The 19,220-nt window shown below is 60.9% G+C and carries 21 protein-coding genes and 3 tRNA genes; 13 read left to right on the top strand and 11 right to left on the bottom strand.

Features of this window, described 5'->3' with window-relative positions:
• The first annotated feature begins 102 nt into the window (after positions 1-102).
• Positions 103-1,668 (top strand): SpoVR family protein, encoded by a 1,566-nt coding sequence (locus KUV41_RS03345; RefSeq protein WP_222484211.1) that lies wholly within the window; start codon positions 103-105, stop codon positions 1,666-1,668.
• Positions 1,669-1,788: 120 nt separating this feature from the next.
• Here the strand turns inward: KUV41_RS03345 and KUV41_RS03340 are convergent, their stop codons facing one another.
• A complete protein-coding gene (locus KUV41_RS03340) occupies positions 1,789-2,103 on the bottom strand; it encodes a high-potential iron-sulfur protein (RefSeq protein ID WP_206941385.1) in 315 nt (104 codons plus the stop codon).
• Between the two features lie 315 nt (positions 2,104-2,418).
• Here KUV41_RS03340 and KUV41_RS03335 point away from each other — a divergent pair, with 315 nt between their 5' ends.
• Positions 2,419-2,694, top strand: coding sequence for an Lrp/AsnC family transcriptional regulator (locus KUV41_RS03335; protein WP_206941383.1), 276 nt, complete (start codon positions 2,419-2,421; stop codon positions 2,692-2,694).
• A 69-nt stretch (positions 2,695-2,763) separates the two neighbouring features.
• The gene (locus tag KUV41_RS03330) at positions 2,764-3,636 is read left to right on the top strand and encodes a DNA/RNA non-specific endonuclease (RefSeq protein ID WP_315899942.1); all 873 of its coding nucleotides are present in this window, start codon (positions 2,764-2,766) and stop codon (positions 3,634-3,636) included.
• 123 nt (positions 3,637-3,759) lie between these two features.
• On the opposite strand, the gene KUV41_RS03325 is transcribed toward KUV41_RS03330, so the two are convergent.
• The 3 genes from KUV41_RS03325 to KUV41_RS03315 all read right to left on the bottom strand — a co-directional run bounded on the left by KUV41_RS03325 (position 3,760) and on the right by KUV41_RS03315 (position 4,170).
• Positions 3,760-3,846: transfer RNA gene (locus KUV41_RS03325), tRNA-Leu, on the bottom strand.
• A gap of 76 nt (positions 3,847-3,922) precedes the next feature.
• Positions 3,923-4,009: transfer RNA gene (locus KUV41_RS03320), tRNA-Leu, on the bottom strand.
• 74 nt (positions 4,010-4,083) lie between these two features.
• Positions 4,084-4,170, bottom strand: a tRNA-Leu gene (locus tag KUV41_RS03315).
• Positions 4,171-4,410: 240 nt separating this feature from the next.
• Between KUV41_RS03315 and rnr the strand changes: the two genes are divergently transcribed.
• The 9 genes from rnr to KUV41_RS03270 all read left to right on the top strand — a co-directional run bounded on the left by rnr (position 4,411) and on the right by KUV41_RS03270 (position 12,736).
• Positions 4,411-6,843, top strand: coding sequence for a ribonuclease R (gene rnr, locus KUV41_RS03310; protein ID WP_206941382.1), 2,433 nt, complete (start codon positions 4,411-4,413; stop codon positions 6,841-6,843).
• A gap of 143 nt (positions 6,844-6,986) precedes the next feature.
• Positions 6,987-7,691: a 23S rRNA (guanosine(2251)-2'-O)-methyltransferase RlmB gene (rlmB, locus tag KUV41_RS03305; RefSeq protein ID WP_261395906.1), complete on the top strand. Its 705-nt coding sequence runs from the start codon at positions 6,987-6,989 to the stop codon at positions 7,689-7,691.
• 284 nt (positions 7,692-7,975) lie between these two features.
• A complete protein-coding gene (gene rpsF / locus KUV41_RS03300; RefSeq protein WP_206941380.1) occupies positions 7,976-8,347 on the top strand; it encodes a 30S ribosomal protein S6 in 372 nt (123 codons plus the stop codon).
• A gap of 45 nt (positions 8,348-8,392) precedes the next feature.
• Positions 8,393-8,620 (top strand): 30S ribosomal protein S18, encoded by a 228-nt coding sequence (rpsR, locus tag KUV41_RS03295; RefSeq protein WP_016853668.1) that lies wholly within the window; start codon positions 8,393-8,395, stop codon positions 8,618-8,620.
• Between the two features lie 11 nt (positions 8,621-8,631).
• Positions 8,632-9,483, top strand: a complete 852-nt coding sequence (locus KUV41_RS03290) for a hypothetical protein (protein WP_222162707.1) — start codon at positions 8,632-8,634, stop codon at positions 9,481-9,483.
• 16 nt (positions 9,484-9,499) lie between these two features.
• Positions 9,500-9,946, top strand: coding sequence for a 50S ribosomal protein L9 (rplI, locus tag KUV41_RS03285; RefSeq protein ID WP_206941376.1), 447 nt, complete (start codon positions 9,500-9,502; stop codon positions 9,944-9,946).
• Between the two features lie 159 nt (positions 9,947-10,105).
• Positions 10,106-11,494: a replicative DNA helicase gene (gene dnaB / locus KUV41_RS03280; RefSeq protein WP_206941375.1), complete on the top strand. Its 1,389-nt coding sequence runs from the start codon at positions 10,106-10,108 to the stop codon at positions 11,492-11,494.
• Positions 11,495-11,586: 92 nt separating this feature from the next.
• Complete coding sequence (locus KUV41_RS03275; RefSeq protein WP_206941374.1) at positions 11,587-11,880, top strand: hypothetical protein; 294 nt, start codon at positions 11,587-11,589, stop codon at positions 11,878-11,880.
• Positions 11,881-12,433: 553 nt separating this feature from the next.
• Positions 12,434-12,736, top strand: coding sequence for a DUF6482 family protein (locus tag KUV41_RS03270; protein WP_222484209.1), 303 nt, complete (start codon positions 12,434-12,436; stop codon positions 12,734-12,736).
• Between the two features lie 268 nt (positions 12,737-13,004).
• On the opposite strand, the gene KUV41_RS03265 is transcribed toward KUV41_RS03270, so the two are convergent.
• Both KUV41_RS03265 and KUV41_RS03260 read right to left on the bottom strand, forming a co-directional pair.
• Positions 13,005-13,382, bottom strand: a complete 378-nt coding sequence (locus KUV41_RS03265) for a thiol-disulfide oxidoreductase DCC family protein (RefSeq protein WP_222484207.1) — start codon at positions 13,380-13,382, stop codon at positions 13,005-13,007.
• Positions 13,379-14,959, bottom strand: coding sequence for a cryptochrome/photolyase family protein (locus KUV41_RS03260; protein WP_222484205.1), 1,581 nt, complete (start codon positions 14,957-14,959; stop codon positions 13,379-13,381). The genes KUV41_RS03265 and KUV41_RS03260 overlap by 4 nt, the downstream gene beginning before the upstream one ends.
• A 112-nt stretch (positions 14,960-15,071) precedes the next feature.
• On the opposite strand from KUV41_RS03260, the gene hemH reads away from it, so the two are divergent.
• Entirely contained in the window at positions 15,072-16,142 is a 1,071-nt protein-coding gene (gene hemH, locus KUV41_RS03255) for a ferrochelatase (RefSeq protein ID WP_206941370.1), read from the top strand.
• A gap of 69 nt (positions 16,143-16,211) precedes the next feature.
• Here the strand turns inward: hemH and KUV41_RS03250 are convergent, their stop codons facing one another.
• The 5 genes from KUV41_RS03250 to KUV41_RS03230 are packed head-to-tail and all read right to left on the bottom strand — an operon-like array spanning position 16,212 to position 19,220.
• Positions 16,212-16,595: a Na+/H+ antiporter subunit G gene (locus tag KUV41_RS03250; RefSeq protein ID WP_206941369.1), complete on the bottom strand. Its 384-nt coding sequence runs from the start codon at positions 16,593-16,595 to the stop codon at positions 16,212-16,214.
• A 15-nt stretch (positions 16,596-16,610) separates the two neighbouring features.
• A complete protein-coding gene (locus KUV41_RS03245; RefSeq protein ID WP_206941368.1) occupies positions 16,611-16,880 on the bottom strand; it encodes a K+/H+ antiporter subunit F in 270 nt (89 codons plus the stop codon).
• Positions 16,877-17,374: a Na+/H+ antiporter subunit E gene (locus KUV41_RS03240; protein ID WP_206941367.1), complete on the bottom strand. Its 498-nt coding sequence runs from the start codon at positions 17,372-17,374 to the stop codon at positions 16,877-16,879. The genes KUV41_RS03245 and KUV41_RS03240 overlap by 4 nt, the downstream gene beginning before the upstream one ends.
• A complete protein-coding gene (locus KUV41_RS03235) occupies positions 17,371-18,879 on the bottom strand; it encodes a monovalent cation/H+ antiporter subunit D (protein ID WP_222484203.1) in 1,509 nt (502 codons plus the stop codon). The genes KUV41_RS03240 and KUV41_RS03235 overlap by 4 nt, the downstream gene beginning before the upstream one ends.
• Positions 18,876-19,220, bottom strand: a complete 345-nt coding sequence (locus KUV41_RS03230) for a Na+/H+ antiporter subunit C (RefSeq protein WP_206941365.1) — start codon at positions 19,218-19,220, stop codon at positions 18,876-18,878. The genes KUV41_RS03235 and KUV41_RS03230 overlap by 4 nt, the downstream gene beginning before the upstream one ends.

Raw genomic sequence — 19,220 nt, 5'->3', positions numbered from 1 at the left:
CCTCGCCAGGTAAGCCCCTAGCCACAGCCGTGTCTTGCAAGCGGACTCCCTTGCAAGCGAAGCATGTTGGACGAGCAGCGCCTTGGACGAAGAGGAATTGCCATGACCGCCTTGACCAAACGTCACGCCAAGCCCATTGCGACCGGCTCGGACTGGAGCTTCGAAGACCTGACCGAGTTCGAGGCCGAGATCGCTCGGCTTGCGGACGAGTATCGACTGGACACCTACCCCAATCAGATCGAGATCATCACCACGGAGCAGATGATGGACGCCTACGCCAGCGTGGGCATGCCTGTGGGCTACCATCACTGGTCGTTCGGCAAGCAGTTCCTGGCCGTCGAGCAGGCCTATCGTCGTGGACAGATGGGGCTGGCCTATGAGCTGGTGATCAACTCCGACCCCTGCATCGCCTATCTGATGGAAGAGAACACCCTGATGATGCAGGTACTGGTCATGGCGCATGCCTGCTACGGCCATAATTCCTTCTTCAAGGGCAATTATCTGTTTCGGACCTGGACCGATGCCTCTTCGATCGTCGACTACCTGGTGTTTGCCCGCAAGTACATCAGTCAGTGCGAGGAGCGTCACGGTGTGCAGGCCGTCGAGCAGTTGCTCGACGCCTGTCACGCGCTGCAGAACTATGGGGTGGATCGCTACAAGCGGCCGTCTCCGGTATCGCCGGAAGAGGAGGCTCGTCGGCAGAAAGAGCGTGAAGACTATCTCCAGGCTCAGGTCAATACCCTGTGGCGGACAATCCCCATGGGTGACGCCGGCATCGAGGTGCCGCCTGTGTCTTCCGACGATGACCCGCTGGGGCTGCACGGCGGCGGGCGTTATCCCCCCGAGCCACAGGAAAATCTGCTGTACTTCATCGAGAAGAATGCACCCTTGCTGGCGCCCTGGCAGCGGGAGGTCGTGCGAATCGTGCGTAAGCTAGCCCAGTACTTCTATCCTCAGCGGCAGACCCAGGTCATGAATGAAGGGTGGGCGACGTTTTGGCACTACACGCTGATGAATCGGCTGTTCGATGAAGGGGCCGTGGACGAAGGCCTGATTCTGGAGTTTCTGCAGTCCCATACCGCCGTCGTCAGTCAGCCCGCCTTTGACAGCCCTTACTACAACGGGATCAACCCCTATGCGCTGGGCTTCGCCATCTTCACCGACCTCAAGCGCCTCTGCGAGTCTCCGGATGACGAGGACCGGGAGTGGTTTCCGGACATTGCGGGAAGCGACTGGCGCGAAACGCTGAATTTCGCCATGCGCAACTTCAAGGACGAGTCCTTCATTCAGCAGTTTCTATCACCCAAGGTGATTCGTCAGCTCAAGCTGTTCCAGGTGGTCGATGATGATCAGGAGGACATGCTCGAGGTGGCAGCGATTCATGACGAGCGGGGCTACCGGCGGGTCCGTGAGGCGCTGTCCGCGCAGTACGCCCTGTCGCTCAGGGAGCCGAATATTCAGGTGTTCGAGGCCGATATTCGAGGAGATCGTTCGCTGACACTCAGGCACGTGCAGGATCAGCGGCGTCCGTTGGCGCGTAGCGTCTACCCTGTGATCCGACACCTTCACCAGCTATGGGGCTTTCCGGTCAAGCTGGAGTCCTTCGATGGTGATGAAGTGGTGCGACGTTACCAGTGGCCGCTGCCGGACAGCGAAGAATCCGCCTGACGCCGACAGCAGATAACCGACACGCCGCCGCAAAGTGATGCTTTGCGGCGGCGTGTTTTCTTGCCTGCTTTCCTCCTGCCTTCTTTCTTCTTGCTTAGTACCGGACCTCGGCACGCAGCCTTATGGCTTGGCCGTCCAGGATTGGCACCATCCGCCTGGGGCGACGCTATTCTGCGGGAATAGCTGGCAGCCCTCGGTTTCGGCATTGAAGAACATGCAGTTCGAGCAGAGCTCTCCGTCTTCGTAGGCGGCATTGCCGCTGGCATCACTGGCCTTTTCGACGTATCCCAGAGCCTTGGCCTGGGCATTGTCGGTACTCAGGCGAGGCAGGCTCTGCGCCAGCGCAGTGCGAGACAGGACACCAGCACCCAGCGGCAGAGCGGCGATGCCCAGCAGACTGGTGCGCAGGAAGGCACGACGGCTGTGCTTGGTCATGGGGACTCCTCATTGTCGGAAGATGAGCGTCATACGGTCATGGTCAGGCCCGCGATGGGCCGGTCTTGGTGAGTCAGGATGCCTTGGCAGCCTGCTCCTGCGCTCTTGATGGCGCTGCCTTGCAAGATTAGCTAAGCCGTTGAGCCTTGGCGAATCGTCTCGTTGTGAGTGCGGCAATCCGCCGCGAAAAAAGCGGTCCGCGCAGTCGGCGGTGCAGGTGGTGAGGAGGCGCTGATATACTGCGTTGCCAAACCACCATGTTTAACATCCGCGTCCTGAGTCGTTGGCGTGGAGCGATGGGAAAGGAGCGTGATCATGCAGAATGCTGTGATTCTGATCAATGCCGAGAAAGGGCAGGTCAAGGCGGTGGCCGAGCGTCTGGCCGAGGTGGAAGGGATCAGCGAGGTCTATTCGACCTGCGGTCGCTATGATCTGGTGGCCATTGCCCGTACACGGGATTTCGAGAGTCTGGCGGAGCTGGTCACTGGACGCCTGAATGCAGTAGAAGGCATTGCCGACACGGAAACGCTCAATGCGCTTCAGGTGCACTCGCGCCACGATCTGGAAACCATGTTTTCGCTGGGTTGGTAAGGGCAGGCCCTGCTGATCATTGTTCGTCCTGACCATTGTTCGTCCTGACCATTGCCAACAAGGAAGTGTGTGGATCTCTCGCTTGATCGTCTGATACCTCGGCCGCGGCATTTCCTGGCCTCGCTGGCCATCGCCGTGCTGGGGGTTGTCCTGTGGTACTCCACCGAGCAGGGCTATCGCGACCGCATGAGCTGGATGGGGGTGACCGAGTGGGCGGAACCGTCCACGCTGGCGTTCACCCGTGTGCTGCGTAATGAAGGGTACCTGCTGGGATGGTCTGATCTGCGCGTTGGTGCGCTGTGGGCGAGCTATGAACTGCGGCAGTCGGCGGATCACCGGGTGGGGCCTCGCCCCGGCTTCAAACAGGATTGGCGAACGCTGTGGCCCGTCAGCACGACCAGCTACGCTGGCAGTGGATATGACCGTGGGCACCTGGCTCCCAACTATGCCATGGCCAAGGTCTGGGGGGAGCAGGCTCAGCATGACAGCTTCCTGATGAGCAACATGATGCCGCAGAAGCCTGCCCTCAACCGTCAGCTATGGCAGCGCCTGGAAGAAGTCGTGATGGACCATTTTCTGCCGCGCTTCGGTCGCCTGCAGGTCATCACCGGGCCTGTCTATGCAGAAACCAGAGTCAGCGATCTCTCCCTGGATCGACTGCTGGATCGCGTCAGCTTTGTGGAGGTGCCAATCGGCTTCTACAAGGTGGTGGTGGTGCCCGGAGAGACTCCTCTGGCAGTCGCTTTTGTGATGCCCCAGAACGTGCGTGGAGATGAATCGCTGTCTCGCTATCTTGTCAGCATCGACGAGGTGGAAGCGATCACGGGCCTGAATTTCTTTCCGCGGCTGGGCCCGCAGGAAGAGGCGGCCTGGGAGGCTCGTGCGGGGGTGGGCGACTGGGCGCTGTCTCAGGTGGCTGAGTTGCCGTCGCGTTTCGATTGAGCGACGGGCTAGGGACTAAAGACCGGGTGCTAACACGCTGGATGCTGGAACGGCAGGCACAAAAAAACCGCGACGGGGCGCGGATTCTTGTTGGATCTGTCTGATCCTGTTGCTGCATGACATTGGTGCCCAGGAGAGGACTTGAACCTCCACGTCCGTAAGGACACTAGCACCTGAAGCTAGCGCGTCTACCAATTCCGCCACCTGGGCATGTCATGTTGTGTGCTCGTGATCTACGTTATCTGCTCGGCCTGTGTTCATCGATGCATGCCACAGCATGTATCGTTGGTGCCCAGGAGAGGACTTGAACCTCCACGTCCGTAAGGACACTAGCACCTGAAGCTAGCGCGTCTACCAATTCCGCCACCTGGGCGAACACGTGCGCTTTGCCGATAACGATGTATCAAAGAGCGTGACGATCTCCATCGTCGTGATCCCGAAGGATCTTGGTGCCCAGAAGAGGACTTGAACCTCCACGTCCGTAAGGACACTAGCACCTGAAGCTAGCGCGTCTACCAATTCCGCCATCTGGGCAAGTGGCGCGTATGTTACCGAAACTTTGGCATATTGCAAGCCTTTTGCGTCGCTGCTGGGAGAAAAAAACGTCGTACTGATGGCGCAAGCTCTGTATCCGGAGGCGCTTATGGTTGGGTGACGGCGCTGCTGGCGCTATACTGCGCGCATGTTAAGAGACAATTTCGAAAAGACCGCACGCTCGCGCCCGGGTGGCGGCGCACTCCTGCCGTCCTCGCCCCTGTCAAGGATGCCTTCCGCATGAACCATTGGACGCTCGACGCCGACGAACACGCCAGCCGCGAAGCCCATAAGTACGACAAGCCTGCTCCCTCCCGTGAATATCTGTTGAATCGACTCGAGGAAATCGGTACGCCGACGACCCACGAGGCGATGAGCGATCAGCTTGGCCTGGATGATGAAGACCTTCGAGAAGCGGTACGCCGGCGCCTCTCCGCCATGGAGCGAGACGGCCAGGTATTGCGCAATCGTCGGGGCGCCTATGCGCTGATCGATAAGCTGGACCTGATCAAGGGTAAGGTGCTGGGTCATCGCGACGGCTTTGGATTTCTGGTCCGCGATGATGGCAAGAAGCCTGACCTGGTCATGCCTCCTCGGCAGATGCGCCGAGTGTTTCACGGTGACCATGTGCTGGTGCGGGTCAGCGGGCGTGACCGTCGTGGTCGCGACGAGGCGACGGTGGTGGAAGTCATCGCGCGCAACACCCAGACGATCGTTGGCGTCTATCGGGAGAACACGCCTGAGTTCGGCGTGCTGATTCCCGAGAACAACCGCATTACCCAGGAAGTCATCATTCCCCACAGTGCTTGCGCTGGAGCGCAGGACGGGCAGGTCATCTCGGCGCGTATCGTCAAGCAGCCGGAGACCCGGGTCCAGCCTGTCGGGGAAGTGATCGAGGTGCTGGGTGAGCGCATGGACCCCGGGATGGAAATTGATATTGCGCTGCGAAGCTACGAGATCCCCTCTGAGTTTCCGCCGGATGTCATCGATCAGATCGCCAGCATGTCCGCTGAGGTAGCGGAGGACGACAAGCTTCATCGCATCGACCTGCGCGACAAGCCGCTGGTGACCATCGACGATGAAAGCGCCAAGGACTTCGACGACGCTGTCTGTGCCTACAAGACGCGTTCCGGAAGCTGGAAGCTGCTGGTGGCGATTGCCGATGTTTCGCACTACGTGCGTCCCGGCAGCCCGCTGGACCAGGAGGCCATTGCTCGGGGCAACTCGGTGTACTTCCCGGGGCAGGTGGTGCCGATGCTGCCAGAGCTGCTGTCCAATGGGCTCTGCTCGCTGAACCCTGACGTGGATCGACTGGCGCTGGTCTGCGAGCTGAACATTTCCAAGACCGGCGCGATCAGTCGCTATCGCTTCTATGAGGCCGTTTTCCGCTCGCACGCCAGGCTGACCTACAACAAGGTGGCAGCCATTCTCCAGGATGACGGAGAAGAGGGCGATGCGCTGCGACAGCAGTACAAGGCGCTGGTACCGTCGCTGAAGAACCTGTACAGCCTGTATCAGCTGTTGCGAGAAGCGCGCACCGAGCGGGGCGCCATCGACTTCGAGACCACCGAGACCGCGATCGTCTTCAACGACGAACGCAAGATCGAGAAGATTGTGCCGCGCTCGCGCAACGATGCTCACAAGATCATCGAGGAATGCATGCTGGCCGCCAACGTGGCCACCGCGCGCTTCCTGGACAAGCACGACCTGCCAGCGCTTTACCGGATTCACGAGCGGCCATCGCCGGAACGCCTGGACAAGCTGAGGCTGTTCCTGAACGAGATCGGCATGTCGCTAGGTGGCGGTGATGAGCCCACGCCTCAGGACTATCGCGACCTGGCCGAGGCCATCAAGGGCCGTGACGATGCGGACATCATTCAGACAGTGATGTTGCGCTCCATGAGCCAGGCGGTCTACTCACCGCACAACGAAGGGCACTTTGGCCTGGCATATCCGGCCTATGCCCACTTTACTTCGCCGATTCGCCGCTACCCCGACCTGCTGGTGCATCGCGCCATTCGCTCGGTCATCCGCGGTCCGCGCCAGACCAATACCGTGTTGCGGGCCGAGGGTGCGCCGGTGGAGCCGCCGACCAAGTGGTGCCCCTACACCTTCGAGCAGATGCTGGAGCTGGGGGAACATTGCTCGATGACAGAGCGTCGGGCCGATGACGCCACTCGCGACGTGGAGGACTGGCTCAAGTGTGAGTTCATGTCCGACAAGCTCGGTGAGGTCTACGACGGAACCATCGCCTCCGTCACTCAGTTCGGTATCTTTGTGCGGCTGGATGATGTCTACGTCGAGGGGTTGGTGCACGTCACCTCATTACCTTCCGACTATTACCACTACGAGCCGGAAAAGCATCGCCTCAAGGGCGAGCGCACGGGAACCAGCTACCGTCTCGGCGACGGGGTGACCGTTCAGGTGGCGCGGGTCGACCTGGATGAGCGCAAGATCGATTTCGAGATGGCCGATGACAAGCCACGTCCTCGGCGCGCGCCGCGCAAGCGTCGTGGCGAGCCTGCGAGCAAGGCCAGCGAGACCGGTCAAGCCAAGGCCGGCAAGCGTGGCAAGGATGGCGCCTCGTCCGAGGCCGAGGCGCCGAAGAAGAAGGGTGGGCGTCGTCGTCGTGGCCCTCGGCGCAATGCGCGTGGCAATGGCCATAAGGGGTAACGCCAGCGTGATCTGTTTACAGGAGGGTCTGCGTGGCCAAGCATGAATCCAAGCGTCAACGTCAGCGTCAGCCACGGGGTGGTTCTGGCGCCGCGGCGCCCGCAGGTCTCGATGGCGTCTTTGGCGTGCATGCCGTCCGGGCCATGTTGGATCGCGGCGAATCCCCTCGCGAGCTGTGGCTGCAGGAAGGTGAAGCGGGCCGACGCTTGCACGACCTGGTCGAGCTGGCGCGTCAGCGTGGGGCACGTGTCAAAGCGGTGCCCCGAGACGAGCTGGACCGCCTCTCCCAGGGGGCTTCCCATCAGGGAGTCGTCGCTTTCTGTCCTCCGTTGGCACCGGAGAGCGAGGAGTCGCTCTGGCATAAGCTGAAGGCATGGCCGCTGGAAACACCGCCGCTGCTGCTGATTCTTGACGGGGTCACTGACGTGCACAACCTGGGAGCGTGCCTGCGCAGCGCCGACGCCGCTGGCGTGCATGGGGTGCTGGTGCCCAAGGATAAGTCGGCGCCGCTGAATGCCACGGTGCGCAAGGTGGCCTGTGGTGCTGCTGAAAGTGTGCCGGTGTATCAGGTGACCAACCTGGCGCGGGCCATGGCGCGGCTGAAGGAAGAGGGCGTGTGGATCACCGGAACGGCAGGCGAGGCCGAAGGCAGCGTCTTCGAGGCGGATCTGCGCGGCCCGACGGCGCTGGTCATGGGGGCTGAAGGCAAGGGCATGCGCCGCTTGACCCGCGAAGCCTGTGACACGCTGGTCAAGCTGCCGATGGCCGGGGCGGTCTCCAGCCTCAACGTCTCCGTTGCTACCGGTATCTGCCTGTTTGAGGCAGTGCGACAGCGTTCATCGTCCTGATAGTGGTAGAGAGGGATGGTGGAGAGAGGTGGTAGAAAGAGGTGATAGAAAGAGGTGACAGAGAGAAGCGCTAGCAAGACCGCCTGTCCTCGCCACCTGGCTAAAAGAGAGGAAAGTGATGTTCAGGTTGCATCACGCCTCTTGACTCCGTAGAATCCATGCGCCCGTGCGTTCTGCGCGGGACAGGTTATTTGTTATTCACTCCTTGCTTCCCCCGGCGTCGAGCGATGTTCTTGACACCCGCTCAGGCCCCTGCGGAAGCTGCCAAACCGAAAGGAGAATCCATGCGTCACTACGAGATCGTCTTCATGGTCCACCCGGACCAGAGTGAGCAGGTTCCGGCCATGGTCGAGCGCTACACCAGCATCGTCACCGAGAACTCCGGTACCGTTCACCGTCTCGAAGATTGGGGTCGCCGTCACCTGGCCTACCCGATCAACAAGATCCACAAGGCCCACTACGTGCTGATGAACGTTGAGTGCAGCGGCGAGACTCTCGAGGAAATCGAGAACATCTTCCGTTTCAACGACGCCATCATCCGCAGCCTGGTGGTGCGCTGCAAGGAAGCCATCACCGAAGCGTCTCCGATGATGAAGCCGGTGGAAGAGAAGCGTGCCCGTCGCGAAGAAAAGCCGCGCACCGCTGAATCCGCCTAAGCCGCGCATCGCTAGTTCTGCAACGCACGTATAAGGAGTCTTTCTATGGCACGTTTTTTCCGTCGCCGCAAGTTTTGCCGTTTCACCGCTGAAGGCGTGAAGCAGATCGACTACAAAGATCTGGACACCCTGAAGGCCTACATCACCGAGACTGGCAAGATCGTTCCCAGCCGTATCACCGGTACCAAGGCCCGTTACCAGCGCCAGCTGTCTACCGCGATCAAGCGCGCACGCTACCTGGCTCTGCTGCCCTACACCGACAGCCACCAGTAAGTCATCAACCGATGCTGCCTGTCGCCCGATGGTCGATGAAAGGGACGCCCCAGGCGGCGCTGGTCGCCCTGGTGGCGTCTGCGGTGCCCTGGCTGTTCTGGTTCGGGGCCGCTATCGCCGCTCTGGTGACGCTGCGCAAGGGCATGGCGCCGGCGTTGCCGGTGATTGCTGCCGCAGCGGTTCCTGCGGGCTGGTGGTGGACGCAAGGGGATCCGATTCCTCTGGCGACGACCTTGCTGGCGCTGTTGATGGCGGTCGTGCTGCGCTCTCGCATGCGCTGGAGCGAAGCACTGATCCTGGGGTCTCTGGCGGGCGCGGCGATGATCCAGATCGGGGTGTTTCTGCCCCGGGCGGACACCGCCCTGATGCTGGATCAGCTGCGTCAGAGCTCGTCCGAGGTAGCGGCCATGCTCGACGAGCTGGCGGCCCAGGGCGTCGACCCCACACAGCTGGCCGAGCTGGTCATCAGCGGGGTCACCGGCCTGGTTGTCATGCTGGCCTCCGTGGCTTGCCTGGCACTGGCCCGTAGCTGGCAGGCGGGACTCTACAACCCCGGTGGTTTTCGGGAAGAGTTCCACGCCATGCGGCTCAGCCCTCGGGAGCTGATTCTGCTGGTGGTGCTGGTGATTGCTGGCTCGCTGCTTGGACTGCCTGGCATCGGCATGCTGGCCTGGATACCGCTACTGATGGCGGGCATCGGCCTGACACATGGTGTAGTTGGACGTAAGGGAATGAACGGGTTGTGGCTGGTCGCGTTCTATCTGCTGCTGATCACCACCTGGCCCATGATTCTCATCGTGCTGGTTGTGGCCTTGATCGACACCTTCGCGGATTTCCGCGGTCGTCTAGGTCACAGCAACTGACATAGAGGTTTACGAGATGGAAGTCATTCTGCTCGACAACATTGGCAAGCTGGGCGGTCTTGGTGACAAGGTCACCGTCAAGCCTGGCTACGGCCGTAACTACCTGGTGCCTTACGGCCTTGCCGTGCCGGCCACCAAGGACAACATCGCTGCTTTCGAAGCACAGCGCGCCGAGCTTGAAGCCCAGGCCGCTGAGCGCAAGGCCGAGGCGGAAGCCCGCGCCGAGCAGCTCAACGATATCGAGCTGTCTCTGGTCGCCAAGGCCGGTGACGAAGGCAAGCTGTTCGGTTCCATCGGTCCGCGTGACCTGGCGGAAGCGATCTCCAGCGCTGGAATCGATGTCGCCAAGAGCGAAGTGCGTATGCCGGAAGGCCCGATCCGTCAGACCGGTGAGTACGACATCGTGCTGCACCTGCACGCTGACGTCGACGCCGCTGTGCGCGTGGTGGTGGTGGCCGAATAAGGTCATCTCCCACGGCAACAGCAAGGGCGCGGGAGTGATATCCCGCGCCTTTTTTTATGCCCGCGATCCGCGGAGCTACGGTCTTGCGAGAGGGTGGAGATCGGCTAGACTGGAAGCCCTTTACCGACCGGCAGTACATGTGTTGCGAGAGACAAGCAGATGAGTGACGTCCAGACCATCGATCAGGAAGCCGCAGCGCTCAAGGTTCCGCCCCACTCGGTCGAGGCCGAGCAATCGGTGCTGGGTGGTCTGATGTTGGACAATCAGGCCTGGGACAGCATCGCCGACCGCCTGGTCGCCGATGACTTCTATCGCTATGAACACCGTCTGGTGTTCAACGCCATGGTGGCGCTGGCGGAGTCCAGTCGCCCGCTGGACGTGGTGACCCTGTCCGAGGCGCTGGAGGCTCGCGATCAACTCGATACCGTGGGTGGACTGGCGTACCTGGCAGAGCTCGCCCGCAATACGCCTTCCGCCAGTAATATCCGCGCCTACGGTGATATCGTTCGCGAAAGGGCCACCCTGCGCAAACTGATTCAGGCAGCCAACCAGATCGCCGATGGCGCGTTCAGCCCCAACGGTCGTCCCGCTGACGAGCTGGTCAACGAGGCCGAGCGTCTGGTGTTCCAGATCAGCGAAGATCGCCCCAAGGCCGGTGGTCCCATCGGTATGAGCGAACTGCTGACTAAGGCCGTCGATCGAATCGACGAACTGTTCAATATGAAGGGCGAGATGACCGGTCTGTCGACGGGTTTTCGTGACCTGGATGACATGACGTCGGGCCTTCAACCTTCTGACCTGGTCATTGTGGCCGGTCGACCCTCCATGGGTAAGACCACCTTTGCCATGAATCTGGTAGAGCATGCGGTAGTCTCCAGCGACAAGCCGGTCATGGTGTTTTCCATGGAGATGCCGGCAGACTCGATCATGCTGCGTATGCTGTCGTCACTGGGTCGTATCGATCAGACTCGCGTGCGTTCCGGTCAGCTGGAAGACGAGGACTGGCCGCGGCTCACCTCCGCGGTCAACCTGCTGAAGGACAAGCAGCTGTTTATCGATGACACCGCAGCCTTGTCCCCCAACGAAATGCGCTCGCGAGTTCGTCGAGTCGTGCGCGAACACGGCAACCTGGCGATGATCATGATCGACTATCTGCAGCTGATGCAGGTGCCAGGGTTCGGTGACAACCGTACCGGTGAGATCTCCGAGATATCACGGTCTCTCAAGGGGCTGGCCAAGGAATTCGGGTGCCCGGTCATTGCCCTGTCGCAGCTCAACCGTTCCTTGGAGCAGCGACCCAACAAGCGCCCGGTGATGTCGGATCTGCGTGAGTCCGGGGCCATCGAGCAGGACGCCGACCTCATCGGTTTCGTCTATCGTGATGAGGTCTACAATCCTGATAACCCCGATAACAAGGGGCTGGCCGAATTTATCATCGGCAAGCAGCGTAACGGTCCGATCGGCGCGGTTCACATGGCCTTTATCGGCAAATACACCCGTTTCGAGGATCTTGCACCAGATAGCTACGGCGACACCTTCGGTGAATAGGCCCTGCGCAAGAGGTGCGGCTTGAGCTGAACCGGTGGACTCGTATAATGCCGCCCCTTGCACTCTGTAACCCGACTCTGGAGGACCCTGACATGGCAGGTGGATTTCGACGCGGCAATCGGCGCCGCGCGCCCAAGCTGGAAGCCCGAGGTGAGCTGACTTCGGTGGAACGTGAAGGTCCTTTCAAGGAATGGCTGGGCATGCCCGATCTGTACCGTTACCACCTGGTGGTGGACGGCGTCGACTACAGTTATCAGACAGAAGATGCCGAACTTCCGGTGGCTGTAGGGGATAAGGTGGTCTTTCGTTACAAGGAAACCAAGGCAGGGAACTGGGTCGACAGAAATTCCCTGGGCAAGGCGATCGATCCTTCCGAGTATCAGTAGGCGTCGGGACAGCAGTAGGGTGACGCTGTAGCGCATGACAGGCTGGCCTGTTGGGCGTCTGGTTGCCCGCGAGGCCACCGAAGGGGTGGCCTTTGCCTGGTGTGTTCTCGTTCCTTCTCCTCTCGCATGTCTGGGTTTGGTGTCTTCTGCATTCTCTTTCTTCTGTTCCTTCTTCCCTCTGTCCGCTCGTCGCTGTGCGCGCTTCCCTTGCTGCGTCACCTTTCGTTCTAGCCTTCTCCTTTTACTGAGTGTCTTGACGGCATGGGGCTGTCTTCTGCTGGAGCGTGCTTGATTGCATCGCGCAGGGAACGGCAGGTGTGTATCCAGGTCAGAGAAATTATTGTTAGCGTAACCAGAATGTCACTCTCCATCGTCAGGCTGTGCCATGATCAAACCGTCGCACCGTCCATCGCGCTAGTGTCGAGCAGGCTGTGAGACGATGACCCGCGCCAGACGGTGGCGAGAGTGGACTGGTGTGACAGATAGCGCTAATCAGCAAGGCGGTGGCAAGACGCTGGCCGCCACTACAGGATGAAAAGAGGCGAAAGATATTATGGAATTTCAGGAGCTGAAGGCCTTTGTGGGCCGACACGACAACTTCGAGATCCGCGTCATCAGCCACGCGGGTAGCCGTTTCTATCAAGTCGAGCTGGAAGACGTCGAAGGGGCGCGTCATATGCTCTGCCGACGCGGCAAGCCTGTGCTGTTCCGTTCACTGGACGATGTCTACCTTGAGCTGAAGCGAGCAGGCATTCATCGAGCCTACCTGGTGCAGCACGTCGCTCACGACGAGGTGATTGGCCGCGAGGCCCACTATGCGCAGCCACTGGCATCGCGCATGCCACTGGTCTTCTGACGCTGCCCTCTCGACCCCCACCATTGACGTTCTGACACCCCTGGGTGTTCCTGCCTTCCTCTGACCGATACAAGTCCCTGGCGCTGATAGCCAGGGCCCGTGACGGTCTTGTTCGAACCTCTCTAGGTCGAACCCTTCCAGATCGAAACTGTTCAGACCTAACCTATCTAGATCGACCCTATCTAGATCGACCCTATCTAGACCGACCCTATCCAGATCGACCCTATCCAGACCGCGCTTGGCCAGTCTGTACGTTGCCAGTCTGGTCTTAGCCAGACCCGTGTCGCCCCAGCCAGGGACGTAGCTTGGCAAACAGGCGATAGCCCAGGTCCAGCGCCTGCCGCATTCCCGGTAGCATGCTGAACCAGAGCCAGCGCCGGTAGCCCAAGGTCGCGTACAGAGCTCTGCTGGCATCCATCCCGACGATCCAGTGGCCCCTTGCGTCGAGAAGGTGCAGCTTGCCCATCATGTCCTCGATGCGCTTGCCCCACTGCGCGGCATCAAAGTCGGGATGGCGAATATCCACGAAGCGAATACGGTCCCGTCTGGGATGGCCGCGCAGCCAGGCGACTTCCCGGCGACACAGCGGGCAGCCGCCGTCGTGGAACAGGGTGACCGGCGGGATGATGTCGTCGAAGCGCTTCATGATGATGACCCCCGGGCGCGATAGCCTGCCACATGTTCGCCTTGGCCGTAGCTCGGCTCGAGCTCCAGCGTGGCGAGAAAGGACTCCGCCTGCTCACGCATGGCGGTGCGCTTGTCATCGCTCATGCGGTTCAAGGAGCCGTAGATCAACTTCATTCGGTGGTTGTTGCTCAGGGTGTCGGCGTGGCGCTCAAGGAAGTGCCAGTAGAGGCTGTTGAAAGGACAGGCCGTCTCGCCTGTGGTCTTCTTTACATCGTAGTGGCAGTCGCGACAGTGATCCGACATGCGGTCGATGTACTTGCCAGATGCACAGTAGGGCTTGGACCCCATGATGCCTCCGTCAGCATGCAGCACCATGCCCAGCGTATTGGGCAGCTCGACCCACTCGCAGGCATCGGCATAGACGGCGAGATACCAGTCGCATAGTGCCTCCGGACTGACGCCGCATAGCAGGGCAAAGTTGCCGGTGACCATCAGACGCTGAATATGGTGGGCGTAGGCATTCTCGCGAGTCATGCCGATAGCGCGCTGCAGGCAGCGCATGTCCGTCTCTCCGGTCCAGTAGAAGCGAGGCAGGCCACGAGTCGCCTTGAGGGCGTTGCCGCGCTTGTAGTCTGGCATCTGAGACCAGTAGACGCCGCGCACGTACTCGCGCCAGCCGAGTATCTGTCGCACGAAGCCCTCGACCGCGTTGATCGGGGCCTTGCCTTCAAGATACGCATTCTGGGCTGCCTCACAGACCTCTCTCGGGCTTATCAGCCCCAGGTTCATCGGCGCCGAGAGGCGCGAGTGGAAGAGGTAGGGGTCGTCATCGCTGATGGCGTCCTGGTAGTCACCAAAGTCGGGTAGCAGCGCATCGATGAAATGGCGCAGGTCGACCAGCGCCTGCCGCCGCGTCACCGGCCAGTGGAAGCCGTCAAGATCGCCAAAGTGATCGCCAAAGTGCTCTGCCACCAGGTCGAGCACTGCCTGGGTGGTGTCATCGATACCATGCTCAGGCGGTGATGGCACATCGAGGCGCTGGTCGAGTGGCTTGCGGTTGTCCTTGTCAAAGTTCCACTGACCGCCCATCGGCTCGTCGCCTTCCATCAGTAGCCCAGTATGGCGCCGCATCTCGCGATAGAAGGCCTCCATGCGGGGTTGCTTACGCCCTGACAGCCACTGCGCGAATGCCTCGGGGGTGCAGTAGAACCGAGTGTCTTCAGTCCATTCCCAGGGCACGTCGCTGCGACGCTCCTCGATCGCCTGCAGCAGGCGCCATTCCCCCGGGCGAGTGGTCACGATGCGCTGACAGTCATAGAGCTTTGCGAGCCGCTCGGCCTCTTGCAGCAGCGAGTGGGCGTTGTCCGGGTCATCGAGCGCGCTGTAATGGACCCGATATCCCTTGTCACGCAGGCTGGCAGCAAAGTGGCGCATGGCCGACAGCATCATCGCAATCTTTTGCGGATGATGGGGAACATAGCGACCTTCCTCGGCGACCTCGCAGAGGGCGATCACGTCGTCATCCGAGGCGTGTTCCAGTGCTGCCAGCTCGTGGCTAAGCTGATCACCGGCAAGCAGAATCAAGGATCTGGACATAAGTTTTCCAACAGTTGTACAAATCTTCTTTATAGTAACACTTGATTCGAGCCTGACACCTGCTGGTGTTAGTCTTTTTGCTTAACGAGACCGCCAAGAGGAAGCCATTTTCATGGATCAGTCTGATTCCCCGTCATCCGAGCAGGTACGCCGTCCGCCACATGCCCCAGCGGACCACCCTGTCATTCCTCGTGACAAGATCGGGGTGCTGGTCGCCAATCTGGGGACTCCGGATGATACGGACTACTGGTCCATGCGCCGCTATTTAAGCGAGTTTCTATCGGATCAGCGGGTCGTTGATTACCCTCGCTGGCTGTGGCAGCCGCTGTTGCAGCTGGTGATCCTCAGCCGTCGGCCGTTTGCCTCAGGAGAGGCATATCGCAGCATCTGGAACACCGAGAAGGACGAAAGTCCGTTGCTGACGATCACCCGCAACCAGGCGGACAAGCTGGCGCTGCGCTTGCGTGACGCTGTGGGGGAGAATATCGAGGTCAGTTTCGGCATGCGTTACGGCAATCCCTCGACAGAGAAGGCGCTCAAGGAGCTGGAGGACAAGGGCTGTCGGCGTATCCTGTTCTTCCCTCTTTACCCGCAGTATGGCTCACCGACCACCGCGACGGCGTGCGACCAGTTCTTTCGCCAGTTGATGAAGCGAAAGTGGCAGCCGGCCATCAGGACCGCGTCGGCCTACTTCGATGAGCCGGCCTATATCGACGCTCTGGCGGCCTCGGTGAGGGAGCGCCTGGCGCAGGAGACCCAGCCGCCCACCAGGATCGTGGCCTCCTATCACGGGGTACCCAAGCGCTTTTTGACAGAAGGCGACCCGTACTACTGCCAATGCGTGAAGACGACTCGGCTGTTGCGAGAGCGGCTCGGCATGCCGGAAGAGGACGTCGTTACCGCCTTCCAGTCGAAATTTGGTCCAGAGGAGTGGGTCGGGCCCGCAACGGTCGACAAGGTGGCCGAACTGGCACGCCAGGGCCATAAGCGCATTGCAGTGCTGTCGCCTGCCTTCAGTGCCGATTGCGTAGAAACCCTGGAAGAAATCCAGCAGGAAATTCGGGATGCCTTCATCGAGGCCGGCGGAGAGACGTTTGTCTATATTCCCTGCCTGAATGATCGCGACGATCACATCGACGCGCTGGCGGGCATCGTCAGGCGAGAGTTGGCCGGATGGTTATGAGAGCCTAGACGCCATCGCAAAATGGGCAGCCATCTGGCTGCCCATTGTCGTTTAGCAGACCGCTCTGGCCTACTCCGGATCGGGGTGGGGGACCGGCTTTGCACCGACTTCCTCTTCCCGAAACTCGAGGGGCTTGCCCCGGGTCTTGTCCAGGTAGTTAAGACGCTGATGCAGGCCGGTCTTGGCCAGCATGTGGGCACTGACAGGTGCTGTGATGAACAGGAACAGGGTAATCAGCATTTCCTGCAGGTGCAGGCCGCCCTGGGTGACGCTGAAGTACACCATCGAGCCTGCGAGTATGCAGCCCATGCCCAGGGTGGTGGCCTTGGTCGGACCATGCAGGCGCATGTAGAAGTCCCTGAGGTGGGCCATGCCCAGCGAGCCGATGAAGGCAAACAGCCCGCCAGCGATCAGCAGTACCGAGATCAGGCCCTCGAGAAACACGTATAGCATGAAGACTCTCCTGAATTACTCGATGATGTCGCCGCGCAGCAAGTACTTGCAGACTGCGATGGTGCTGATGAAGCCCAGCAGTGCAATCAACAGCGCCGCCTCGAAATAGGTCTTGGTGTTGAGCCAGATGCCCATCAGGATAATCAGCGCGATGGAGTTCACATACATCGTGTCCAGCGCGAGAATCCGGTCGGGCATGTCAGGTCCCACCGTCAACCGGTACAGGTTCAGCAACAGCGCCAGGGAGACCAGCGTCAGGCTGATGGTCAACGCGATATCGATCATTCGAAGATCTCCTTCAGCGGCCGCTCATAGCGTTCCCGAATGGTGTCGATGAGGGTTTGCTCATCGCGCACGTCCAGCGCGTGTATCAGCAGCGTCTTCCCATCCATGCGCAGGTTCGCCGAGACCGTACCCGGTGTCAGCGTGATCGTGCTGGCCAAAAGCGTGATGGTAAAGCGTTCCTCGAGCATCAGCGGATACTCGACGAAATGCGGCCGAGTGCGGCGCCAGGGATTGATGATGATCCAGGCAACCTGCAGGTTGGCCACCACAATGTCACCGATGACCCTCAAGAAGAAGCGCAGCAGTTTCCAGGGTTTCTTGACGCCGGGCTGCAAGTCCCAGAAGGGGTAGGTCAGCCAGGGGATCAGCACCGCCAGGACGCTGCCCAGCAGCAGATGGCCCACAGAGACATCATTGACCAGCAGCAGCCAGACAACCAGCAACAGCAGGCTCAGTAGCGGGGTGGGCAACAACGAACGAGAGCGGGTGGTCATGGAGCGTCTCCCTGTTGCATCAGCACGGCGCGGAGCATGGGTTCAGGATTGGTCAGCTGTTCGGCGGTGGCTTCGGTATAGCCTGCCAGGGGCCCGGCCAGCACTACCAGCAGGGGGGAGGCGGCCAGCAACCAGCCAGTGCCGGCCCACTGCCAGGCCGACAACGGCTCGCCGTCATCGCTGGCCTGACTGCGCCAGAACAGGGTGGAGCCGGCCCGGGACAGCGCCACGATTGCACACAGCCCGGTGCCCAGCAGTAAAGGCCAGAACCACAGGCGTTGGTCGCTATCGCCAGCACTCATCAGCATGACCTTGCCAAAGGCGCCTGACAGCGGCGGCAAGCCTGCCACGGCCATACCACCGATGACGAACATCAGCCCGAGGGCCGTGGCATTGTGGGGAACACGGCCCCGCACCAGGCGCGTGCCTGCCTTGCCACGCTGGGTGCCGATCATGTCGGCCAGCAGGAACAGACCGCCGGTGACCAGGGTGGTATGGACCAGATAGAACAACAGTCCCGATACCGCAGCAGGGGAGCGCATGCCGACGCCGGCCAGCAGGGTACCCACCGACACCAGTACCAGGTAGGCCACCAACAGGCGCAGGTCACGCGCCGCCAGCACGCCGATGCCGGAAATCGCCAGAGTGCCAAGGGCAAGCCACCATACCCAGCTCTGCTCCAATGCCTCGAGGGGGCCGGCCTGGTCGCCGAAGATCAGCCAGTAGACCCGCAATATCGCGTAGACCCCGATCTTGGTCATTACCGCAAATAGGGCGGCGACCGGAGGCGGAGCGCTGGCATAGGCCCGTGGCAGCCAGAAGTACAGCGGCAGAATGGCCGCCTTGAGGCCAAAGACCACCAGCAGCAGCAGCGCGCCGGCCACCACCATGCCCTGGCGTTCGCTGGGTAGCTGGCTCACCGCCTGGGCCATGTCGGCCATGTTGAGGGTGCCCGTGGCACCGTAGAGCAGCCCAACCGCGAATAGAAACAGTGCCGATCCGGCAAGGTTGAGGACCGCATAATGCACGGCGGACTGGATGCGACCCTTGCCTCCGCCATGCACCAGCAGGGCGTAGGAGGCGAGCAGCAGCACCTCGAAAAAGACGAACAGGTTGAACAGGTCGCCGGTCAGGAAGGCGCCGTTGATCCCCATTAGCTGCAGCTGGAAGAGGCCATGAAAGTTACTGCCCTTCTCGTCGTCGCCGCCGCAGGCAAACAGCACGGCGCCAACGGCCAGGAGGGACGTCACGAAAATCATCAGCGCAGATAGGCGATCAAGCACCATGACAATGCCAAAGGGTGGCTGCCAGTCACCGAGCGCATAGTAGTGAATGTCGCCAGCGGCGGCCTGACGCAACAGCAGCAGGCTGACCAACAGCAAGGCAAAGGTGGTCACCAGGCCCAGAACACGCTTATAGGACGGGTTGCCGAAGCGCGTCATCAACAGTGCCACCGCGGCTGCCAGGGGCAGGACGATGGGCATCACGATCAGGTGGGACATCAACGTCGCTCCTCCTTGTCCTCGGCCTTGCGCCCATCGACATGGTCATTGCCCATGTCGCCCCGGGCGCGCATGGCGAGGATGACCGCGAAGGCCGTCATGGCAAAGCCGATGACGATGGCGGTGAGTACCAGCGCCTGGGGCAGCGGATCACTGTAGTGGCTCTTGCCGTCGATGATGGCGGAGCCTCCCGCCGTGAGCCCGCCCATGGAGAACAGAAACAGGTTGGTCGCATAGGACAGCAACGTAAGGCCGACCACCACCGGGAAGGTTCTCCCGCGAAGCATCAGGTACAGGCCACTGGCGGCGAGCACGCCGGTGGTAATGGCATAGAGCATTTCCAT

It is taken from the genome of Halomonas sp. DP8Y7-1 (assembly GCF_019801685.1).
Classification (GTDB): Bacteria; Pseudomonadota; Gammaproteobacteria; order Pseudomonadales; family Halomonadaceae; genus Halomonas; species Halomonas litopenaei_A.
The sequence above is the reverse complement of the archived record's forward strand: the minus strand, read 5'-3'. Positions and strand labels throughout refer to the sequence as shown.